This window comes from Halochromatium sp. NSM3, from assembly GCF_059621085.1.
In genome coordinates this window covers 1-21,402 of the sequence record NZ_JCAQIA010000044.1, presented here as the reverse complement: position 1 = coordinate 21,402, position 21,402 = coordinate 1, and the positions used below count along the sequence as shown (strand labels likewise).

Annotated in this window: 21 protein-coding genes; 14 read left to right on the top strand and 7 right to left on the bottom strand. The window is 64.6% G+C overall.

Annotated features, from left to right (window positions below; translation table 11 throughout):
- Positions 1-189: 189 nt before the first annotated feature.
- From rph to AC54T3_RS15170, 6 genes are all read left to right on the top strand, one after another.
- Positions 190-906: a ribonuclease PH gene (gene rph / locus AC54T3_RS15195; RefSeq protein WP_496626076.1), complete on the top strand. Its 717-nt coding sequence runs from the start codon at positions 190-192 to the stop codon at positions 904-906.
- 45 nt (positions 907-951) lie between these two features.
- On the top strand, positions 952-1,725 hold the full coding sequence (rdgB, locus tag AC54T3_RS15190; RefSeq protein WP_496626075.1) for an RdgB/HAM1 family non-canonical purine NTP pyrophosphatase: 774 nt from the start codon (positions 952-954) through the stop codon (positions 1,723-1,725).
- Positions 1,722-2,435 carry a YggS family pyridoxal phosphate-dependent enzyme gene (locus tag AC54T3_RS15185; protein ID WP_496626073.1) on the top strand — a complete coding sequence of 238 codons (714 nt, stop codon included), beginning with the start codon at positions 1,722-1,724 and terminating at the stop codon, positions 2,433-2,435. Before rdgB ends, AC54T3_RS15185 begins: the two co-directional genes overlap by 4 nt.
- Positions 2,436-2,533: 98 nt before the next feature.
- Positions 2,534-3,370 (top strand): pyrroline-5-carboxylate reductase, encoded by an 837-nt coding sequence (proC, locus tag AC54T3_RS15180; RefSeq protein ID WP_496626072.1) that lies wholly within the window; start codon positions 2,534-2,536, stop codon positions 3,368-3,370.
- On the top strand, positions 3,367-3,942 hold the full coding sequence (locus AC54T3_RS15175) for a YggT family protein (protein ID WP_496626070.1): 576 nt from the start codon (positions 3,367-3,369) through the stop codon (positions 3,940-3,942). Before proC ends, AC54T3_RS15175 begins: the two co-directional genes overlap by 4 nt.
- Before the next feature lie 40 nt (positions 3,943-3,982).
- Positions 3,983-4,288 (top strand): DUF167 domain-containing protein, encoded by a 306-nt coding sequence (locus AC54T3_RS15170; protein ID WP_496626069.1) that lies wholly within the window; start codon positions 3,983-3,985, stop codon positions 4,286-4,288.
- A gap of 50 nt (positions 4,289-4,338) precedes the next feature.
- Here AC54T3_RS15170 and AC54T3_RS15165 read toward each other — a convergent pair whose 3' ends face one another.
- Positions 4,339-5,022: a sulfite exporter TauE/SafE family protein gene (locus AC54T3_RS15165; RefSeq protein WP_496626067.1), complete on the bottom strand. Its 684-nt coding sequence runs from the start codon at positions 5,020-5,022 to the stop codon at positions 4,339-4,341.
- An 80-nt stretch (positions 5,023-5,102) separates the two neighbouring features.
- Between AC54T3_RS15165 and pyrE the strand changes: the two genes are divergently transcribed.
- Positions 5,103-5,750: an orotate phosphoribosyltransferase gene (gene pyrE / locus AC54T3_RS15160; RefSeq protein ID WP_496626065.1), complete on the top strand. Its 648-nt coding sequence runs from the start codon at positions 5,103-5,105 to the stop codon at positions 5,748-5,750.
- Positions 5,751-5,854: 104 nt separating this feature from the next.
- Here pyrE and argB read toward each other — a convergent pair whose 3' ends face one another.
- From argB to AC54T3_RS15145, 3 genes are all read right to left on the bottom strand, one after another.
- Positions 5,855-6,751, bottom strand: coding sequence for an acetylglutamate kinase (gene argB, locus AC54T3_RS15155; protein WP_496626064.1), 897 nt, complete (start codon positions 6,749-6,751; stop codon positions 5,855-5,857).
- Between the two features lie 144 nt (positions 6,752-6,895).
- A complete protein-coding gene (dut, locus tag AC54T3_RS15150) occupies positions 6,896-7,354 on the bottom strand; it encodes a dUTP diphosphatase (RefSeq protein ID WP_496626063.1) in 459 nt (152 codons plus the stop codon).
- Positions 7,332-8,729 carry a bifunctional phosphopantothenoylcysteine decarboxylase/phosphopantothenate synthase gene (locus tag AC54T3_RS15145; RefSeq protein ID WP_496626062.1) on the bottom strand — a complete coding sequence of 466 codons (1,398 nt, stop codon included), beginning with the start codon at positions 8,727-8,729 and terminating at the stop codon, positions 7,332-7,334. The genes dut and AC54T3_RS15145 overlap by 23 nt, the downstream gene beginning before the upstream one ends.
- Positions 8,730-8,932: 203 nt before the next feature.
- Between AC54T3_RS15145 and radC the strand changes: the two genes are divergently transcribed.
- The 5 genes from radC to AC54T3_RS15120 all read left to right on the top strand — a co-directional run bounded on the left by radC (position 8,933) and on the right by AC54T3_RS15120 (position 14,202).
- Complete coding sequence (radC, locus tag AC54T3_RS15140) at positions 8,933-9,610, top strand: RadC family protein (RefSeq protein ID WP_496626061.1); 678 nt, start codon at positions 8,933-8,935, stop codon at positions 9,608-9,610.
- Positions 9,611-9,802: 192 nt separating this feature from the next.
- On the top strand, positions 9,803-10,039 hold the full coding sequence (gene rpmB / locus AC54T3_RS15135; protein ID WP_496626059.1) for a 50S ribosomal protein L28: 237 nt from the start codon (positions 9,803-9,805) through the stop codon (positions 10,037-10,039).
- Between the two features lie 41 nt (positions 10,040-10,080).
- Positions 10,081-10,248, top strand: a complete 168-nt coding sequence (gene rpmG, locus AC54T3_RS15130; protein WP_005222974.1) for a 50S ribosomal protein L33 — start codon at positions 10,081-10,083, stop codon at positions 10,246-10,248.
- A gap of 204 nt (positions 10,249-10,452) precedes the next feature.
- Positions 10,453-11,181, top strand: a complete 729-nt coding sequence (locus AC54T3_RS15125) for a FecR family protein (RefSeq protein ID WP_496626056.1) — start codon at positions 10,453-10,455, stop codon at positions 11,179-11,181.
- Between the two features lie 78 nt (positions 11,182-11,259).
- Positions 11,260-14,202, top strand: coding sequence for an EAL domain-containing protein (locus AC54T3_RS15120; RefSeq protein WP_496626055.1), 2,943 nt, complete (start codon positions 11,260-11,262; stop codon positions 14,200-14,202).
- Positions 14,203-14,222: 20 nt separating this feature from the next.
- On the opposite strand, the gene AC54T3_RS15115 is transcribed toward AC54T3_RS15120, so the two are convergent.
- The 3 genes from AC54T3_RS15115 to AC54T3_RS15105 form a co-directional block, all read right to left on the bottom strand.
- The gene (locus AC54T3_RS15115; RefSeq protein ID WP_496626053.1) at positions 14,223-17,357 is read right to left on the bottom strand and encodes an efflux RND transporter permease subunit; all 3,135 of its coding nucleotides are present in this window, start codon (positions 17,355-17,357) and stop codon (positions 14,223-14,225) included.
- A complete protein-coding gene (locus tag AC54T3_RS15110) occupies positions 17,354-18,421 on the bottom strand; it encodes an efflux RND transporter periplasmic adaptor subunit (protein ID WP_496626051.1) in 1,068 nt (355 codons plus the stop codon). Before AC54T3_RS15110 ends, AC54T3_RS15115 begins: the two co-directional genes overlap by 4 nt.
- A 113-nt stretch (positions 18,422-18,534) precedes the next feature.
- Positions 18,535-18,777: a hypothetical protein gene (locus AC54T3_RS15105; RefSeq protein WP_496626050.1), complete on the bottom strand. Its 243-nt coding sequence runs from the start codon at positions 18,775-18,777 to the stop codon at positions 18,535-18,537.
- 635 nt (positions 18,778-19,412) lie between these two features.
- On the opposite strand from AC54T3_RS15105, the gene AC54T3_RS15100 reads away from it, so the two are divergent.
- Both AC54T3_RS15100 and arsB read left to right on the top strand, forming a co-directional pair.
- Positions 19,413-19,844 carry a disulfide bond formation protein B gene (locus AC54T3_RS15100; RefSeq protein ID WP_496626049.1) on the top strand — a complete coding sequence of 144 codons (432 nt, stop codon included), beginning with the start codon at positions 19,413-19,415 and terminating at the stop codon, positions 19,842-19,844.
- Between the two features lie 291 nt (positions 19,845-20,135).
- The gene (gene arsB, locus AC54T3_RS15095; RefSeq protein WP_496626048.1) at positions 20,136-21,233 is read left to right on the top strand and encodes an ACR3 family arsenite efflux transporter; all 1,098 of its coding nucleotides are present in this window, start codon (positions 20,136-20,138) and stop codon (positions 21,231-21,233) included.
- Positions 21,234-21,402: the final 169 nt, after the last annotated feature.

Here is a 21,402-nt window from a genome sequence, read left to right as displayed (position 1 = left end):
ATGGCTGACTGATCACGGCCGCAGTCACCGCTGAAGTGGCCGCAGACACTGCGCGACGTACTCGCGTTGGCACCATGTCGGCCCTGCGTCGGCTTCGCGTCGACCATGCGACAATGCGCGCCTAATACTCGCCCAAAGCGCGACCGCTCAAGCGCCCGGCGTTCCCGATCCCCTGCCCTGGAGCCAAGCATGCGCCCATCCACCCGCCAACCCGATCAATTGCGCCCCCTTCGCTTCACCCCCGGATTCACCACGCAGGCCGAGGGTTCGGTGCTGGCCGAGTTCGGCGAGACCCGGGTGCTGTGCACGGCCAGCGTCGAGGAGCGGGTGCCGCCCTTCCTGCGCCGCTGCGGTCAGGGCTGGATCACTGCGGAATATGGCATGCTGCCGCGTTCAACCGGCGAGCGCACGCCACGCGAGGCGGCGCGGGGCAAGCAGGGCGGACGCACGCTGGAGATCCAGCGCCTGATCGGGCGCTCGCTGCGCGCGGCGGCTGATCTAACCCAGCTCGGCGAGCGCACCATCACGCTCGATTGCGATGTCATTCAGGCCGATGGCGGTACCCGCACCGCAGCGATCAGCGGCGCCTGGATCGCCCTGCAAATCGCGATCCAAGGCTTGGTCGCCAGTGGCAAGCTGCAACAATCCCCGCTCAAGCGGCAGATCGCGGCAGTCTCGGTCGGTGTCTACGCCGGCACGCCGGTACTGGATCTCGACTATGCCGAGGACAGCAGCGCCGAAACCGATATGAACGTGGTGATGACCGATGAGGGCGGGCTGATCGAGGTGCAAGGCACGGCTGAGGCGGCGCCCTTCTCGCGCGCCGAGATGAACGCGATGCTCGACTTGGCCGCGCATGGGATCGAGCAGATCATCGCCGCCCAGCGCGCCGTACTCAGCGAGTGATGTCCGCCCCCGATCAGCCATTCAGCAATAGCAACGCCTTCACCGATGCACTCAACCCCAAACACCCGCCACATCGTCCTCGCCAGCAACAACGCCGGCAAACTGCGCGAGATCCAATCCCTGCTCGAGCCGGCTGGACTGCGACTGCTGACTCAAGGCGAACTCGGCATCGAATCCGCCGAGGAGACCGGCTTAACCTTCGTCGAGAACGCCATCCTCAAGGCCCGCCACGCGGCACGCCGCAGCGGCCATGCCGCGATCGCCGACGACTCCGGACTCGAGGTCGACGCACTCAATGGCGCTCCCGGCATCTACTCGGCGCGTTATGCCAGTACCGACGCCAGCCCTGAAGCCAACACCGCTGCGGCCAATACAGTAGCTAGCACAACCAGGGCAGCCAGCAGCAAAGGCCATGCGCGCGGCGATGACAGCCAGAGCAGCGATCAGGCCAACTGCGAGAAGCTGCTGCGCGCCTTGGCCGAGCAGCCCGACGCCAACCGCAATGCCCGCTTCCAATGCGTGATGGTCTATCTTCGCCATGCCGATGATCCGACCCCCTTGATCTGCCAGGGCACCTGGGAGGGGCTGATCCTCGACGCACCGCGCGGTCAACGCGGCTTCGGTTACGACCCGATCTTCGGCGTGCCGACGCACGGGCTCAGCGCCGCCGAGCTGGAACCAGAGACCAAGAACGCGCTCAGCCACCGCAGCCAGGCCTTGCGCGCACTGGTCGCGGCCTTGCTCGAGCGCCCGACGCCCTATCACCTCGCCGGCTCGTCCACCGATCCTGCCGGCATGGATCTCGGAGGACAGCGATGACGGACGCCGCGAGCGATCCAGGGATCGCCACCCGAATCGATGCGGTGCGCGCGCGCATCGCCGCCGCCGAGGCGCGCTTTGGCCGCGCGCCGGGCTCGGTGCAACTGCTCGCGGTGAGCAAGGTGCAGCCGGCCGAACTGATCCGCGCCGCCCATCGACACGGCCAGCTCGCCTTTGGCGAAAGCTATGTGCAAGAGGCTTGCGACAAGCAGGCGTTGCTTGGCGATCTGACGCTCGACTGGCACTTCATCGGCCGTCTCCAGAGCAACAAGACCAAGACCATCGCCGAGCACTTCAGTTGGGTGCATGGACTTGTCGACCCGCGCCATGCCCAGCGCCTCGGCGCGCACCGCGCGGCGGTCAGCGATGAGCCGCTACGCTGCTGCCTGCAGGTCAACTTGAGTGGCGAGGCGAGCAAGGCTGGCATCGATCCACAAGCGCTGCCAGAGTTGCTCGCGCACTGCGCACAGGTCGACGGGCTACGCATCGAGGGCCTGATGACCTTGCCAGCGCCAGCCGAGGATGTCGCCGCCCAGCGCCGTCCGTTCGCCGCATTGCGCGCGCTGCGCGATCAGCTCGCGACCCCCGAGCAACCGCTTGCAACCCTCTCGATGGGCATGTCCGACGATCTTGAGGCCGCCGTCGCCGAGGGCGCTACAATGGTGCGCATCGGCACGGCCGTGTTCGGCCCCAGACCCCGGCACCCCTGAGACGCTGTCCATATTCAATGCCCGATGATCGTCAGAGAGGGGGCGCTGAACTCGGGACATTCCACCATCGCCCAAGACGTTGAGGTTTCTTCTCGCCTATGCCCACAACCAACACGCGCATCGCCTTCATCGGCGGCGGCAACATGGCCCGCAGCCTGATCGCTGGACTGGTCGCGGACGGCTACGACGCCGCGCGGCTGACCGTGAGCGATCCCGATACCACGAAACGTGAGGCCCTGGCCAACCACTTCGGCATCACCGCCTGCACCAGTACCGCCGCTGCCATCGACGCGGCCGAGGTGATCGTGCTCTGCATCAAGCCCCAAGTGGCCGCCGGGGTCTGTCGCGAACTCAGTGTGCACCTGAGCGCGCCACTGCCCTTGGTGATCTCGGTCATGGCCGGGGTCAGCGAGCCCTCGATTCGCGGCTGGCTCGGGCTGCCCATTGCACTGGTGCGCGCCATGCCCAATACACCGGTGCTGGTGCAGTCCGGCGCCATTGGTCTGCACGCCGCCGAAGGTACCAACGCGCGGCAGAGCAACCTCGCCGAAGAGATCTTGCGCGCCGGCGGACTCACGCACTGGGTCAAGACCGAGGCCGAGCTGGACACCGTGACCGCGCTCTCCGGCAGCGGCCCGGCCTACTTCTTCCTGTTCATGGAGGCGTTGGAGGAAGCCGCGATCGCCGAGGGGCTAGACCCCGAAGGCGCCCGACTGCTCTGCATCCAAACCGCCCTGGGGGCTGCGCGCATGGCGGTCGAGAGCGATGAATCACCCCACCAACTGCGCCAACGCGTGACCTCCCCCGGCGGCACCACCGAGCGCGCCATCGCCGTCTTCGAAGAGGGTGGTCTGCCGGCCCTGACGCGGCGCGCGGTCGCCGCCGCCCGGCAGCGCGCGCATGAGCTTTCCGAACTGATCTCGGAGGACAAATGACCGAGGCCTACTTCACCAACCCCTTGATCTTTCTGGTCAAGACCCTGTTCGGGCTCTATATCAGCCTGGTCCTCATCCGCTTCCTGCTGCAATGGGCGCGGGCCGACTTCTACAACCCGATCTCGCAGTTCGTGGTCAAGCTGACCTCGCCGGTACTGCGACCACTGCGCAAGGTGATCCCCGGCTATGCCGGGCTCGATCTCTCCGCCATCGTGCTGGCCTGGGGGCTGAAGGCCGGCGAACTCGCGCTCTTGTCGCTGCTGATGGGGCTCGGGCGCAATCCACTGGCCGCGTTCGCCTGGGCATTGCCGGGGCTGGTCTCGTTGATCATCAGCCTGTTCCTGTTCGCGGTCCTGATCCGGGTCATCCTGAGCTGGGTCAATCCCGACCCGTACAATCCGGCGGTGATGCTGCTCAGCGATGTCACCGACCCCATCATGCGACCGGCCCAGCGCCTGCTGCCACCGATGAGCGGGATCGATCTGTCGCCGATGGTGGTGATGATCGGCCTAGTGTTGCTCGAGATGCTGTTGTTGCCGCCGCTGCGGATGCTGACCGGCAGCCCGTTCTGAGAGCGCCCGGGTCGGATGAGCGCCCAGATTGGATGAGCCGATGTCCGGCACGAACTGGTATCGCTGGGACGGTGATGACCTGCTGCTGCGGCTGCGCGTGCAACCGCGCGCTGGCCGCAACGCCTTCGCCGAGCCGTTCGGCGATGCCCTCAAGGTTAAGCTCAAGGCACCGCCGGTCGATGGCCGCGCCAACGCCGAGCTGCTGCACTTCATCGCCGAGCACTTCGGCGTCCCGCGCGGCGCGGTCGAGCTAGCCAGTGGTCAGCAGAGCCGCACCAAGCTGCTGCGGATTCAGAACCCGCAACGGCTGACGCTGGGTATCATTGATGCGCGTGACGAGCCATGAAGCCAAGTGCTATTTGGAAGAACGCGGCGCCATTCACACAAGTGCCGAGCCTAAAGCACCAGCACCTGCCAAAGTGCGTATAGGCCGAATCCAATCACCAAAATACCAGCGAGCTGACGCAACCAGCGTTGCTCGCCGAGACGCGCGGCGGCGCCGGCCAAAAGGCCAAGCCCCAGCAGGTTGGGCAAGGTCCCCAACCCGAACACCAGCATCAGCAGCGCCCCCCGCAGCGGCCCTCCGGAGCCCGTGGACCAGATCAGCACGCTGTAGACCAGCCCACAGGGCAGCCAGCCCCAGACCAGCCCCACTGCCAACGCCTGCGACCAATGATGCACCGGCAGGAAACGGCGCCCAAGCGGCTCGATCCGCCGCCAGAGCCGCGCCCCGATCTGTTCGACGCGGGTCAGTCCCTGCCACCAGCCGCCCAGGTAGAACCCTAGCGCCAGCATGAACCCAGCGGCGATCAGATACAGCGCGCGCTGCGCCAGATGCAGCGGCAAAAACTCGAGCGCGACCGCGCCTAGCGCACCCATCAGCGCACCGGCCATCGTATAGCTGATGATGCGTCCGCTGTTGTAAGCGAGCTGAAACGGCAGCTGGCGCGAGAGCTGCTGACGCTGCTCGCGCGGCAGCCCGACGGTCAGGGTCGCGACGATCCCGCCGCACATGCCAACGCAATGCACGCCGCCGAGCAGGCCGACCAGCCAGGCCGTGAGCAATGAACCAGCGATCATCGACATCTCCCGCGCGGACGCCAGTCCAGAGTCGAGCTATCATGCCGGCCCGGTAACGACGACAGAGACCCGACGGCGCCATGCATTCCTATCAACGAGACTTCCTCCGCTTCGCGATCGAGACCGGCGTCCTGCGCTTTGGCAGCTTCACCCTCAAGTCCGGTCGCATCAGCCCGTATTTCTTCAATGCCGGTGGATTCAACACTGGCGCTAGCCTCGGTAAGCTTGGCCATTTCTATGCCCAGGCGATCATCGCCACCGGACTGCGGACCGATGTGCTGTTCGGCCCCGCTTACAAGGGCATTCCGCTCGCCGCAGCCACCGCCATCGCGCTCGCCCACGAGCAGGGCCGCGAGACCCCGTTCGCCTTCAACCGCAAGGAGGCCAAGGATCACGGCGAGGGTGGTCTGATCGTCGGCAGCCCCTTGCGCGGCGATGTGCTGATGATCGACGACGTCATCACCGCCGGCACCTCAGTGCGCGAATCCGCAGCCCTAATCGAGCAAGCCGGCGCGCGGCTCGCCGGGGTGATTATCGCACTGGATCGCCAAGAGCGCGGCGAGAGCGGCGGATCGGCGGTGCGGGAGGTGCGCGAGCGCTATGGCATCCCGGTACAGAGCATCGTCACCTTGGATGATCTGATCCAGTTCGTCGACGAGACCGGGGCGGCCTCAAAGGAAACGCTCGCGGCACTGGCCGACTATCGCGCCGAATACGGCTGCGCCTGAGCGCAGCCTTCAGCCATGCGGGCGACGCACTCGCTATGTCGACGCGCGCTTTCAACAGTGCGCTTTCAGCGTCAGTGCCTGCCGGCTCATCGCTCGCGGTGCATTCAACGCGCGCGAATCAACGTCCCTACCCCTTCATCAGTGAACAGATCCAGCAGGACCGCGTGCTCGACACGGCCGTCGAGGATGTGGGCGGCGCGCACCCCGCCCTGCACCGCTTCGAGCGCACAGCGGATCTTCGGCAGCATGCCACCCTGGATCACGCCCTCGGCGATAAGCTGATTGACGCGCGCGATCTCGATCTGGCGGATCAATGTGCCCTGCTCGTCGAGCAGACCGGCGGTATTGGTCAGCAGCACCAGCTTCTCGGCGTGGAGCACCTCGGCCATCTTGCCGGCGACGAGATCGGCGTTGATGTTGTACGAGAAGCCATCCTTGCCAACGCCGATCGGCGCCACCACGGGGATAAAATCGCCTTGCACCAGCATGTTGATCACACTGGGATCGATGCTCTCGACCTCGCCGACATGCCCGAGATCCAAGATCTCGGGGGCCTCTAGCTCCGGCGCATCCCGGCGCAGCATCAGCTTGCGGGCATGGATCAGATCGCCATCCTTGCCGGTGAGGCCAACTGCGGCGCCCCCATGGCGATTGAGCAGGTTGACGATCTCCTTGTTCACCAGCCCACCGAGCACCATCTCGACCACGTCCATGGTCTCGCTGTCAGTGACGCGCATGCCCTGTACAAACTCGGTCACCTTGCCGAGCCGCTTCAGCAGATCGCCGATCTGCGGACCACCGCCGTGCACGACCACTGGATTGATCCCGACCAGCTTCATCAGCACGATATCGCGCGCGAAGCCGTCCTTGAGCGCCTGCTCGACCATGGCGTTGCCGCCGTATTTGATCACCACGGTCTTGCCCGAGAAGCGGCGGATATAGGGCAGCGCCTCGGTCAGGACGTGGGCGATATTCTGGGCGCTGTCTGCGGCAATCGACATCGAAACTCCTCGCATCAACTCATCGCCATCCAGGGACGGCCGATTCAAACGGGTTTGCGGATGAGGCTGCTGTTGCATGCTCGTCTTGCAGCTTCAACCGCTCGAGATAAACGGCCCTGATCAGGTTCAGGACCAGCGGTGCACTCAATGCCGACCGCTATGCCCGAAACCACCCTCGCCGCGCGCGCTCTGATCGAAGTCGCTCACCAGCTCGAGTTCGGCATGGAGCACTGGCACCAGGACGAGTTGCGCAATGCGCTCGCCGATCTCGATGCGGAAGGGCTCGGCGCCACGATTCCAACAAGAGACCATTAGCGGGCCTTGGTAATCGGAATCGATCAGCCCGACCAGGTTACCGAGCACGATGCCATGCTTGTGCCCTAGCCCGGAGCGCGGCAGGATCATCGCCGCCAACCCAGGATCGGCGATGTGGATCGCCAAGCCGGTTGGGATCAGCTCGACGGTGCCGGCGGCCAAGTCGAGCGGCGTCTCCAGCATCGCGCGCAGATCCAACCCGGCCGAACCGATGGTGGCATAGGCGGGCAGCGGGAAATCGCGTCCGAGCCGTTGATCCAACAACTTAACTTGAAGACTGTGCGGCATAACGTTCGGCGATCAGATCCGCGAGCGCCGTGGCAAGCGCCGGCTTTGACATCAGTGGGAGTTCACGCCGGCCGCCGTCGGGCCACAGACAGAGCAGCGCGTTCTCATCGGACTCGAATCCGCCCGGTCCGGCACCCACACGATTGGCCGCGATCATCGACAAGCGCTTGGCCTCGAGCTTGCCGCGCGCATAGCCTTCGGGGTCATCGGTCTCGGCGGCAAAGCCAACCGTGAAGGGCGGCGTCGGCAGGGCCGCGACGCGGGCTAGGATATCGGGATTGCGCACCAGTCGCAGGGTCATCTCATCGGCCAACTTCTTCAGCTTGCTGTCAGCGGCGGAGGCGGGTCGATAGTCAGCCACCGCCGCAGTGGCGATGAACAGATCACAGTCGGCGACGCGCGCCATCACCGCCGCTTCCATCTCCAGCGCCGACTCGACATCCACCCGAGTGATCCCGACCGGCGCCGTCGCGCTGGTCGGCCCAGCGATCAGTGTCACCCGCGCACCGCAGGCTCGCAACGCCTCGGCGAGTGCATAGCCCATCTTGCCGGAACTGCGGTTGCCGATGAAGCGCACCGGGTCGATCGCCTCGCGCGTCGGGCCGACCGTCATCAGCACCCGTTGCCGGGCGAGCGGATGATCGCTGGAGAACCCGGCCTGCCTGGTCGCCCCCTTTCCGGCCAGCCCCGGAGCGTTAGGGTCTTGTTGCTGTGCCACCTTGGAGCCTTCCTGGGCTTCTTGGGCTTCCTGATCCCCATGGCCCCCCAGGATCGCCTCGGCGATCGCGATCGGCTCGACCATGCGCCCAGCGCCCTGCTCGCCGCAGGCCTGCTCGCCGACGGCTGGCCCGATGAGCTGCACCCCGCGTGTGGCCAAGCGCCGCGCATTCTCCTGCGTCGCCGGATGCGCCCACATCTGTTGGTTCATCGCGGGTGCGATCGCCACCGGCGCCTCGGTTGCCAGCACCAGCGTGGTCAGCAGATCATCACCCAACCCGCAGGCCAACCGCGCGATCAGATCGGCGGTCGCCGGCGCGATCAGCACCTGATCGGCCCAGCGTGCCAACGCGATATGATCCATCCCCGCCTCGGCCTCCGGGCTCAGCAGATCCGTACGCACCAGATGCCCGCTGAGCGCCTGCAGGGTCAGCGGCGTGATGAAGGCCTGCGCCGCGCGCGTCATCACCACCCGCACCTCGGCGTCGCGCGCGATCAGACGCCGCACCAGATCCGCGCTCTTGTAGGCGGCGATCCCACCGCTGATGCCGAGCAGTACCCGTAACGGACGTGCTGGTGATTCCGGCGCGCTGGGCGCGAACGCGGGCGGCAGCGTCGATGGCTCGGACTTGGATGGTTCTGATTTGGCGGAAGACATCGGCGAATCATACCTGATCGCGCCATGCCTGCCGTGCAATCACATGCGTTCCAAGGTCCACACCGAGACCACGGCGCCCCTACGAAGCCGCACCCACGAAGACAGGTCGAGTTGGATCGGCCGCGCGAGTCTCGTAATCTCGCGTTTTATCCAGCCCACCATGCTCGATTCCAGATCGCCTGCCAGCCTTCGCGAGGACAACCATGACCAAGATCACCGACCTCCCGGCAGATGAACGCCCGCGCGAGAAGCTGCTCAAACGCGGCACCCAATCGCTCACCGACGCCGAGCTGCTGGCCATCTTTCTGCGCACAGGCATCACCGGCAAGAGCGCCATCGACCTGGCGCGCGACCTGATCGCCACCTTCGGCGGCCTGTCCGGCCTGCTGGCCGCGAGCCAACGCGAGTTCTGCAAGGCCAAGGGTCTGGGCGATGCGAAGTTCGTCCAACTGCAGGCCGTGATGGAGATCAACCGCCGTTACCTGCACGAAGAGATCACCGGCCGCGACGTCCTGACCAGCCCGGATGCGACCCGCGACTACCTCAAATTCCGCCTACGTGGCCTCTCGCACGAGGTCTTCGCCTGCCTCTTCCTCGATAACCGCCATCGGGTCATCGAATATCAGGAGCTGTTCCGCGGCACCATCGATGGTGCCAGCGTGCATCCGCGTGAGGTGGTCAAGGAGGCCTTGCGCTGGAACGCCGCTGCGGTGATCTTCGCGCATAATCATCCCAGCGGCGTCGCCGAGCCCAGCCAGGCCGATCTGCGCATCACCAAGCGTCTGCAGGAAGCGCTTGCTCTCATCGATGTGCGCGTGCTCGATCACGTCATCGTCGGCGAGCAAGACGGCACCTCGTTCGCCGAGTGCGGCCTGATCTAGGCGCCGAACAATCTAGCAGTTGACGCTCGCCGCATTTTCCATTAGCGTTTATCGGCTTAGTATTTTGCGTTCGTCGTGACCTGTCTTCGTCCTGCGTCGGCGGCGCACGTCGCGGCAGCGGTCGGCCCGAGGCTCAAGGACTCGCCCGCCCCATCGCCGCAGAGACCACCCGCATCGGAGCCCTGCACCATCATGTCCAAGATCTGTCAGGTCACCGGCAAACGGCCGCTGACCGGTAATAACGTTTCTCACGCCCATAACAAGACCAAGCGTCGGTTCCTGCCGAACCTGCACTATCATCGCTTCTGGGTCGAGAGCGAGAACCGCTGGATTCGCCTGCGCGTCTCGACCAAGGGGATGCGCGTCATCGACAAGCTCGGTATCGACTCCGTGCTCTCGGACATGCGCCAACGCGGCGAGCGCGTCTGAGCCGTCGCCGTCACCGAATCAACATCTAGGAGCGAGCAACCATGGCCAAGGCCGCACGCGAAAAGATTCGCCTGAACTCCAGCGCTGGAACCGGGCATTTCTATACCACGACCAAGAACAAGCGCAACCAGCCGGGCAAGATGGAGATCAAGAAATTCGATCCCGTCGTGCGCCAGCACGTGATGTACAAGGAAGGCAAGATCAAGTAGCTGCCGCGTTGCCTCGCCGGCAGTCAGGGTCACGAACCTGCGGATTCCCCTCGATCGTTGCCTGCGTACAAGAAGGGCATAGGCGGCGAATGACGGTTAGGCGACGGCTAAGCGCTGTCGCGCTCATCCTGGAATGAACTTGAACCTCTGGGCGCCAGAGAGTAGGTTCTGAATTGGTTCAAACCTTCCAGGACAGCGCCCGCCATGGCCACTCACCGTCTTTCCAAGGCATGGGCAATCTGCCCGAGAGTCCATCCGCTGTTTACGATCGCGCTGCTCGCGATCAGCCCCAACCTCCATGCCGCACCGGCGGCCGAAGTGATCGCGCTGCGCGGAACCGGTGAAGTGATTGACGGCGCCCAGTCGATCGCACTCGAGGTCGGCTTGCGGCTTCAGCAGGGAGCCGAAATCCACACCCATTCACCGGGGCGCGCCAAGCTGCGCTTTCCCGATGGCTCGGTAGTCGTCGTCAGCGATGCCTCGCGTCTCAGGCTCGAGGCGCTCACGGAAGCGCCCTTGCGCGACACCGCCTCGTCCGCCTTCATCGATCAGGCCTTTACGCAACCGCGCATGCAGCTCAAACGGGTTCAGCTCCTGCTCGAACTCGGATTGATCGGCCAGACCGTGACCCCCGATCCGAGCCGGACTTGGACGGTGCGCGGGCGAAGCGCGGTCACGGCGGTCCGGGGGACCGAGTTCGAGGTCGAGGTGGCCGAAGATCAGACGTACGACGTGCATATCAGCGCCGGTTCAGTTGCGGTGACCGCAGTCTCTCCCGCCGACGCGCGCCCGGCTGAATCCGAACAGCCTACCTACGTGCTCGATCGACCCGGCCTCGGTATCAGCTGTCGCCTCAACACCGGTTGCGAGCCCCCCAAGGCCTGGGGCGAGGAGCGTATGCGCAAGATGTTCGAGCGTCTGAGCGGCATTTAGCGCATGGCACAGCGACGGCGACCGCAGGATCGAAGTCAGCCCACCTGGTTGACGCGATTCGGGTACGCTGCCGTCGCAGTGATCACGATCCTCGTCACACTGCTCGGTTGGGGGCTGCACGAGCGAATCCCGCTCCTACAGAACCTCAACGGTCAGTTGCTTGATGCGCAGATGCGCGCTCGCGGTCCACTAGCGCCATTGCAAACCGACGATCGGCCGGCGATCGTCCTGCTCTTGATCGACGATCGCAGCATCCAAGCGATTGGCAGTCTGCCGATCGATCGGCGCATCTTCGCTCGCGTCGTCGATCAACTGAACGCCGATGGCGCCCGCGCAATCCTCTTCGACCTGCTGTTCTCGGAGCCCTCGCCCCATGGACTCGCGGCTGATCGAGCATTCGCCACCGCGATCGCACAGGCAGGGAACGTCTTGCTCGCGTATGCACTCCCCGATGACGCGCCCGTCGCGACAACACTTGCAAACGGCCCAGTGCTCGACAGCGCCTATCTGCGTTACCGTAACGACGCCCGTGGGACCGACATCGAGCTGACGCCAACACGGGTGCTCGCTCCCATCCCCATCCTCGGCGCTGCCGCGCTCGGCCTCGGGCATGTCAGTGTGCTCACCACCGCCGACGGCGCCTTGCGCTACGATTTTCCCGCCCTGCCGTTCGACGGCGAATGGCTGCCGAGTCTCGCAGTCGTCGCCGCCGCGCAACGGTCGCGCACCCCTTGGCAAGCGGTCGAGGCGCGACTGGCGGATCGGATCGCGATCGGAGCCATCCAAGCGCCGATCGACGCGCGCTCGCGCCAGTGGGTCAATTACTATGGACCAGCCGGCACCTTCCCGACCTATTCGCTCGCCGACTATGCGGCCGGTCGGCTCGATGGTTCGGACTTCAAGGATCGCGTGGTCTTGATCGGAGGGACCGCGTTGGGCACCCATGATCGCAACCTCTCCCCGTTCGATCCAGGCCTGCCGAGTGTCGAGCGGGTGGCCACCGTGCTCGACAACCTCCTCACCGCGCGCTGGCTCGAACGCCCGGATTGGGGCGCGCCTGTCGTTCTACTGCTGATCCTGCTGCTGCCGGCGATCGCCGTCTGGCTGGTGGCCACGCTGACGCCGGTTCGCGCCATCGTCGCGCTCGTCCTGACGGGGCTGGCGATCGCCGGCCTTTCCCAATACCTGCTCGCTCAACAGCAACAGATCCTGCCCATGGTCTTCCCGCTATTCGCCCTCACCCTAGCTGGCGGCTCCGGGCTGACGTGGCGCGCACGGCTCGACAGTCACTCGCGCCAGCAGGCCGAGCAAGCATTGCGCGCCAGCGAACAGCGTTATGCACTGGCGGCCAGCGGAGCGAACGATGGGCTTTGGGACTGGAACATCGCCGAGGATGCGCTCTATCTGTCACCCCGCGCCCGAGATTTACTTGGACTCGAGGCCGAGGCTGACAGAGAGCCCAGTCCGACATCCGCCAGCACGGCGCAAGGCATCGGTCCACTCTTTGCCTCCTTGGGCCAGGTGGAGAGAGCCGATTGCGAGCAGGAGTTAGACGCCCATCTCGCCGGCCAGACCGGGCAGTTCAATCGCATCGTCGCCCTCGAACGCGCGTGCGAACCGCGTTGGCTCCTCATTCGCGGCGTCGCCGTGCGTGAGGGCGATCGCCCGGTTCGCATGGCGGGTTCGCTCACCGACCTGACCGAACAGAAGCGACTGGAACGACAGATCGCGTTCGATGCCCTGCATGACCGACTGACCGGCCTTGCCAATCGCGATCTCTTTACCGATCGCGTCGATCAATGGCTGCGACTCTCGCGGGAGGCAGCGACGCCAGGGATTGGCTTGGTGCTGCTGGATATCGACGGTTTTCGGGCCATCAACGAGGCCCATGGCCAACTAGGCGGAAACGCGGTATTGAGTCAGCTTGCCAGTCGCTTGTCCGTGCTCAAAACCGAGGGCATCCTGGTCTCGCGGCTCGGCGCGGACCAATTCGCGCTCGCCTTTCGCGGCCCGGATGAACTGAGCTTGGCGCAGCGGGCCCAAACTCTCATCGCTGCACCCTTCAAGCTGGATGCCGACCTCAAGCCCCTCTCCATCAGCATCAGCCAAGCCCATACCGCGCAGGGCCTCGGCAGTACCGATGAACTCCTCGCAGCGGCCACCTTGGCGCTGATCCAGGCAGGGCAAAGTGCCAGCGGCAAGCCACAGCGCTACGACCCGGCGATGCAAACGCTGGAGACCTCACGTCGCTGGCTCGCTGAGAACATCGATCGCGCGCTCACTGAAGGCAACCAATTCCAGCTCCACTATCAGCCTTTCGTCGACCTCGCGGATCGCCGCCTGCTCGGCTTCGAGGCGCTGATCCGCTGGCAGCATCCGCAACGCGGTCAGATCATGCCCGACGCGTTCATCCCCTTCGCCGAGGACAGCGGGCAGATCAACGCCATCGGCCAGTGGACCTTGTTCGAGGCCGTCCGCCAGCTTGTGGCCTGGGATCAGCTCGGTTTCAAGGGCGAACTCGCGGTCAACCTCTCCGGGCGCCAATTCACCGAGACCGATCTGCTTGCCGATGCCGCCAACATCATCGAACAGCTCGGTTCCGTGGCGCCCGGGCGCTACAAGCTCGAGGTTACCGAGAGCATGGCCATGGATAACCCGGAGCAGACCACCGATGTGCTCAAGGAACTCGTCAAGCTGGGACTCAAGATCTCGATCGACGACTTTGGTACAGGCTACTCATCACTCGCCTACCTGCATCGCTTCCCGTTTCACACCCTAAAGATCGACCGCTCTTTTGTGATGCGTCTCGCCGCTGGGCGCGAGCCCATCGAGATCGTCAAGACCATCGTCGGCCTCGGCGTCGCCCTCGACAAGCAGGTGCTCGCCGAGGGGATCGAAGATGAGCAGCAGGCAAGCACGCTGCGCGCACTCGGCGTGCAGGTCGGCCAGGGCCAGCTCTTCGCGCGCGCGCTGCCCGCCAAAGCGGCGACGGTGCTCGTCGAAAACGCCATTCGAGGTTAAAGCGGTACGTCCAATTCAGCTTAAGCCCCAGGGGCGAGCGGCGGCGACTGTGTCGGTTGTGCCTTTTCCTCTTGTTCAAGACGCCGCTCGACAGCGCTAGGGGAACTCGTCCCACGCGCCAGCGCCGAGTAGGCCACCGGCACCACGAACAGCGTAAACAGGGTCGCGGCGAGCACGCCGGACAGGATCACGGTACCGATCACGGTGCGGGTCTCGGCGCCAGCGCCACTGCTGAGCAAGAGCGGGATCGAGCCAGCTGCGGTGGTGATACCGGTCATGATGATCGGCCGCAACCGCACATCGGCCGCCTCGAGCAAGGCCGCATCAAAGTCCTTGCCCTCATCGCGCAGCTGATTCGCGAACTCAACAATGAGGATGCCGTTCTTGGCCGCCAACCCCACCAGCATGATCAGGCCGATCTGGCTGTAGATATTCAGCGACTGCCCGGTCAGCCAGAGCCCCAGCAAGGCGCCGGCCATCGCCAGCGGCACCGTCAGCATGATCACCAGCGGATGCACCCAGCTCTCGAACTGGGCCGCCAGCACCAGATACACCACCGCGATGCCGAGCAGGAAGACGAACAGGATGCCCTGCCCGGATTCCTGGAAGTCCGCCGACTGTCCCTTGTAGTCGATGATCGCCTGCTCCGGCAGATGCTCGGCGGCCAGCGCGTTTAGATACGCCAGCGCCTCGCCCAGCGGCAACTCATCGGCCAGATTGGCCTCGAGGGTGATCGCACGGACCCGATTGTAGCGGTTCAAACTCGTGGACTCGGCGATCTCGGTGACCCGCACCAGGTTCGACAGCGGGATCAGCTCACCGGTCTGCTGGGAGCGCACATAGAGGTTGGTCAGGCTGGCCGGCGTGCGCTGCTCGTCGCGCTCGCCCTCGATGATGACATCGTATTCCTCACCGGCATCCAGATAGGTGGTCACCCGGCGCGAGCCGAGCATGGTCTCCAAGGTGCGGCCGATGGTCTCGACCGTCACCCCGAGATCGGCCGCGCGGTCGTAGTCGACATCGACGCGCAACTGCGGCTTGGTCTCCTTGTAGTCCCAATCCAGGCCTTGCAGACCCGGATTGTCCTTCTCGATCTCGGCCACCAGGGTATCGCGCCAGGCCGCCAGCTCCTCATAGGTGCCGCCGCCGATGACGAACTGCACCGGCTTTTGGATGCGTGAGCCAAAGCCTTGGCGCATCACCGGGAAGGCGCGCACACCGGGCAGGTCGCCGAGCTTGGCGCGCACCTCGTTCATCACCACTTGGCTCGGCCGGCGCTCGCCGAACGGCGCCATCACCATGATCACGATGCCGCTGTTGAAGACCTCGGTATTGCCAAACGCTCGCGGCGCGCGCACCAGCAAGCGGATGACCTCGCCGGACTCGGCATAGGGCATCAGGCGGCGCTCGATCTCGTCCATGTACTCGACCATATAGCTGTAGGACGCCCCCTCGGGCCCGTTGACCAGCACGAAGAAGGCGCCACGATCCTCACTGGGCGCGTACTCCTTGGGGAGCTGCTGCAACAGCCAGCCGGCCAGCCCGAACGTGAACACCAAGAGCACCAAAACCAGCCAGCGTTGCCGCAAGAAGAACCCGAGCACCCGGGTATAGCCGCTGCGCAACCGCTCGAAGGCCCAATCGACGCCGGCGGTCAGGCTGAGGCGTCGATGCGACTCCGGCAACACCTTCGAGGCCAGCATCGGCGAGAGGGTCAGGGCGACGAAGGTCGAGAAACTCACCGCCGCCGCCATGGTCAGCGCGAACTCCGAGAACAGGCGCCCGATATCGCCCTGCAGGAAGGCGATGGGCACGAACACCGCGATCAGCACGATGGTGGTGGCGATCACCGCGAAGCCGACCTGACGCGTACCCCGGTAGGCCGCGACCAACCGCGTCTCGCCATACTGCTCCATGCGCCGATGGATGTTCTCGAGCACGACGATGGCATCGTCGACCACCAATCCGATCGCCAGCACCAGCGCCAGCAAGGTCAGGATATTCACCGAGAAACCGAGCGCGAGCAGCACGCTGAAGGTCGCGATCAGCGAGACCGGCACGGTCATCGCCGGCACCAGCATCGCGCGCGCCGAGCCGAGGAACAGGAAGATCACCAGCACCACCAGCACGATCGCGATGGCGAGCGTCTTATAGACCTCGGCGATCGCGTCCTTGACAAACACCGAACTGTCGAAGCTCTGGAAGATCCGCATGCCCTCGGGCAGCGTTGGATTGAGCCGCTCCATCTCGGCCTTGGCCCCTTCGGCGACACTGATGGTGTTCGCGGTCGACTGCTTGATGATGCCCAAGCCCACCATCGGCGTGCCATTGCCGCGGAACAGGGTGCGATCCTCTTGGGTACCGCGCTCGACGCGCGCAACATCCCCCAAGCGCACCAGATAGCCATCATCGCCGCGCGCAATCACCAGTTGCGCAAAATCCGTCGCGGTGTGGAAGCTGCGCTCGGTGCGCACACTGAACTGGCGATCGATCGATTCGACCCCACCGGCCGGCAGCTCAACGTTCTCCGCGCGCAGCGACTGCTCGATATCGGTCACCGTCAGCCCGCGCGCGGCCAGCGCATTGCGGTCGATCCAGACCCGCATCGCATAGGTCTGGCTGCCGCCGACGCGCACCCGTGCCACGCCATCGAGCACCGAGAAGCGATCGACCAGATAGCGCCGCGCGTAATCCGTGAGTTCAGGGACGGTCATGTTCTCGCTGGCCAGGTTCAGCCACATGATGACGTCATCGCTGCTGTCGACCTTTTGGATCTCGGGTGGATCGGCCTCGACCGGCAATTGATCGATCACCGCCGAGACCCGATCGCGCACGTCATTCGCGGCGCCATCGATATCGCGACCGATCTTGAACTCAATGGTGATGTTGGACTCGCCATCCTCGGAGGAGGATTCGATGCGCTCGATGCCCTCGACGCCGGCGATGCGATCCTCGATCAACTGCGTGATGCGAGTCTCGACCACCGATGCCGCCGCACCCGGATAGACGGTCTCGACCGAGACCACCGGCGGATCGATATCGGGATACTCGCGCAGCGGCAAGCGATCGAAGGCGACCAATCCAAAGGCGACCAGCAGCAGCGACAGGACACTGGCAAAGACCGGTCGTGTGACAGCGATATCGGACAGGATCACGGCGTACGCTCCGTCTCATCACCCGTCGATTCAGCCGGCTGCGCGATCAGCTCGCTCAGCGGCCGGCTGCCATCGTCAACCGCCCGCACCTGCACCGGCTGACCCGGACGCGCCTTATCGGCACCGTGGGTAATCACGCGCTCGTCGGGCGAGAGGCCGGCAACGATCTCAACCTCGCCGGGGCGGCGCAGACCGACCTGCACCGGGCGGCTCTGCGCCAGCATCTGGCCCTCGGCATCCTCCTCGACGACCAGCACGGTATGCTCCTTGCCACGCTGCAGGATGGCCGCCTCCGGCACCATCACCGCCTCGCGCGGATCGCGCAGCAGCTCGACGCGCATCAGCAGGCCGGGCCGTAGTTGGCGCTCGGGATTCTCGATCAGCGCGCGCACCTGCACGCTGCGGGTCACAGGATCAACGCGGCTCGAGACGCTGGCGACCTCGCCGTCGAAGGCCTGATCACCGAGTGCCGGCGCTTGCGCCTCGATCGACAACCCCGGCACCAGCGACGGCAAGAACAGGCTGGGTACCGGAAAATCCAGCTTCATCACGCGATCGTCATCGAGCGTGGTGATCACATCGCCGGGCTCGACCAGGGCGCCAAGGCTGATGTTGCGCAGGCCGACCACGCCGTCGAACGGTGCCTTGATCAACCGATCGGCGAGCTGGGACTCGATCGCGGCCAGGGCCGCTCGCGTGGCGCGCAGGTCGCGGCGGCGCTCATCGAGCAATGAGGCCGAGGCCGAACCGGTCGCCTCGAGTGACTTTACCCGCTCGAACTGCTGCTCGGCCTCCGCAAGCCGGGCCTGCGCCTCCTCCAAGCGCGCATGCTGCTCGCGACTGGTCATCTCGACCAGGATGTCGCCCGCCTCGACCCGCTGACCATCGTTGAAATGGATCGCGGAGAGCGTCTCGGTGACCGTCGCTGTGATCGTCACCGACTCGTTCGCGCGCAGCGTGCCAAGGGCTTCGACGCGATCGGCGACCTTCGCGACCTTCGCCTCGCTCAGGATCACGCCGGGCGCCTGCGGCTGAGCCGAGACGCTACCCGCGACCAGAAGCAAACCAATCAATCCTAGTGTTGCCCTCGACATCGTCATCAACTCACCATTTCCAGTTCAGGTAAACATGGGGTAATCGGCGCGAAACTCATCCCAGATGTCTCAACTCTCACACTTCACCCTCTGGGGATGGAGCTTAAGGTCTGGCGCGACGGGCGCCCCGATCCGCTTGCCGAGGGCTTCCCGCAGGCATCTAGGTAATCGTCCACTGCCTCCTTGAACGCCTCGTGCATGTCCGTGACGGATTCGGCATGAAAGCCGATGATGTCGTCAATGTTCGCGATGTAGCCAACTAGGATGTTGTCTCGTCCGTCGAACTCAATCCGCGCTGTGTAGCACTTATAGGTCAGTGTGTTCATGGCGTCACTCCCAGTGATTGCAGAAAAGTCCTAGCGTCTTCCACCTGGTACGCCTTGGCCTTGTTGCTTGGGTGAGGGCGATGCAGCCATTTTAAGGTTTATAGGTTCAAAGGCCGGTTCTCGTCGAAAACCTGCCTGCGCTAAACGGCATCACCCCCCGATGTGCTGAATCGACGAGGTCTCGTAATCCATATCGGTCAGGACCAAACGCTCATCGGCCAATACATGCCGAATATCAAATATACGAAATTCCATATCTGCTAGTCTTGAGTTCAAAGACAGCCACAGCCCTAACCGCAAGCAGGCTGCGGCAACCGACCTTGGAGCCCCCATGCCCGACCCCTTCGCCTGGCTCGGCGAGTTCGGAAGCCTACTCCTTATTTGGCCTGAATCTGGATTCCGCCGCTGGTTCTGCGCTGCAGTTCGTCGTCTGCAGGCTGGCGCTGGGCCGCGCCGCCTGCGGTGTACTGCTGCTAGTGGTCGCCGGGGTGCTGATCGACAGCGCATAAGCGCAATGCGGCCATCTGTCGAGAGCGCCCACCTCGACATCGAAACCATCAGCCGCAGGAGGCGGAAGGTCATCGCCAACGTTAGTCGACCAGTCCACGCCCATCCCTTTCAACATGGAGAACCCAATGCCACTGATTACGCATCGCCGGTTGTGGCTGCTCATCGCCGGCACCAGCGCGGCACTCGCGCTGGCGAGCATCCTGTTGACCGAATGGTTGGCGCTCGCGCCCTGCCATCTGTGCATCTTCCAGCGCCTGCTGTTCATGCTGCTGGTGCTGCTGGCGCTCATCGCAGCCTTCACGACTGGCTGGATACAGCGCATCAGCAGCGCCCTGACCGCTTTGACGGCGGCCGGAGGCGCGGCGACCGCCGGCTTCCAGACCTGGCTGCAGGCGCAGCCTGAGGGCAGTGTCTCCTGTCTCGGCCCGGAGATGGGCCCGATCGAGCATTTCGTCGAAGGACTCGGCAGGCTACAACCGACGCGCTGCATCTGTATTACAACTGGAAGCCGTTTAAAAAGTATCTGGCCACCCGCGTCAGTGGACATCTGGCGCTGAAACGCGAGCTGGTTACCTCGCTCATCCTCACCGTCCTACTCACGCTCGATGAGCCGAGGACCAACCTCGAGCAGCTGGCACGCGCCCATGGCACCACGCCGGCGGCCCTGTTCGCGCTGATTCCGAAGCCCGGGACACCTAAGCGCACGTCTCCGAATCCACCCAACAACCCGAATCAACCCTAGTCGACGTGCCTGCTAGCGCCAACAGCGATAGCGGCAACGAGCACTCTAAGCGGGAGCGGTGCAGTCATCGCCCCGTTGATCGAATCATTGAACGAGGAGTTTCATCATGAGTAGCCAATGCGAGGTCGCCGGCAAGCAGGCCGCCAACGCTGACATGGGCCTGTTCGAGCGCTACCTGAGCTTGTGGGTAGCGCTCTGTATCCTGGCCGGCATCGGCCTCGGGCATGTTGCCTCTGGGGCCTTCCAAACCATCGGCAGCCTCGAGGTGGCACAGATCAACCTGCCAGTCGCGGTGCTGATCTGGTTGATGATCATCCCGATGCTGCTCAAGGTGGATCTCACCGCCTTGTCGGGCGTGACCCAGCATTGGCGCGGCTCGGTGGTGACGCTGGTGGTCAATTGGGCGATCAAGCCGTTCTCGATGGCGTTGCTGGCCTGGCTGTTCATCGGCTGGTGGTTCAGGCCCTATCTCCCGGCGGGGCAGATCGACAGCTACATCGCCGGCATGATCATCCTCGGCGCCGCGCCCTGCACCGCCATGGTCTTCGTCTGGAGCAACCTCTCGCGCGGCGAGCCGCACTTCACCCTCGCACAGGTCGCCTTGAACGACCTGATCATGGTGTTCGCGTTCGGCCCCATCGTCGCCCTACTGTTGGGGCTGACGGCCATCGTCGTGCCTTGGGAAACCCTGCTGTTGTCGGTGCTGCTCTACATCGTCGTGCCGCTGGTGATCGCGACTCTCTGGAGGCGTCTGTTGCTGCGCGCGGACCCACAGGGTGGCGCACTCGCGCGCGTGCTAGACCGACTGCACCCCATCTCGCTGCTCGCACTGTTGGCGATGCTGGTGCTGTTGTTCGGTTTCCAGGGCGAGCAGATCACCCAGCAGCCGTTGATCATCGGCCTGCTCGCCGTACCCTTGCTGATCCAATCGGCGCTGATCTTCATCATCGCCTATATCGTGAACCGCTGGGTGCGCTCGCCGCATTGCATCGCCGGCCCGTCGGCAATGATCGGCACCAGCAACTTCTTCGAGCTGGCAGTGGCCACCGCCATCGCGCTGTTTGGCTTCGAGTCCGGCGCCGCGCTGGCGACGGTGGTCGGGGTATTGATCGAGGTGCCGGTGATGTTGCTATTGGTGCGCGTGGTGATGCGCACGCGGCACTGGTACGAGCGCGGACGTGGGGTTCCGCCGAGCACCGACTAGGTCAACACTAGCGCGAGTCGGACCGGCAGATTGCCCAGTCTGTAGAGTCACCGAATGCGGCAGTTCCCGGTTACTTGTTCGGGTAGGTATTGGTGTCGTTGGGGACGACCTTGTAGGAGCTAGACTCTAGTGTTGCGCAAAGTGCGCGATAGTGTACTATTATCTCATG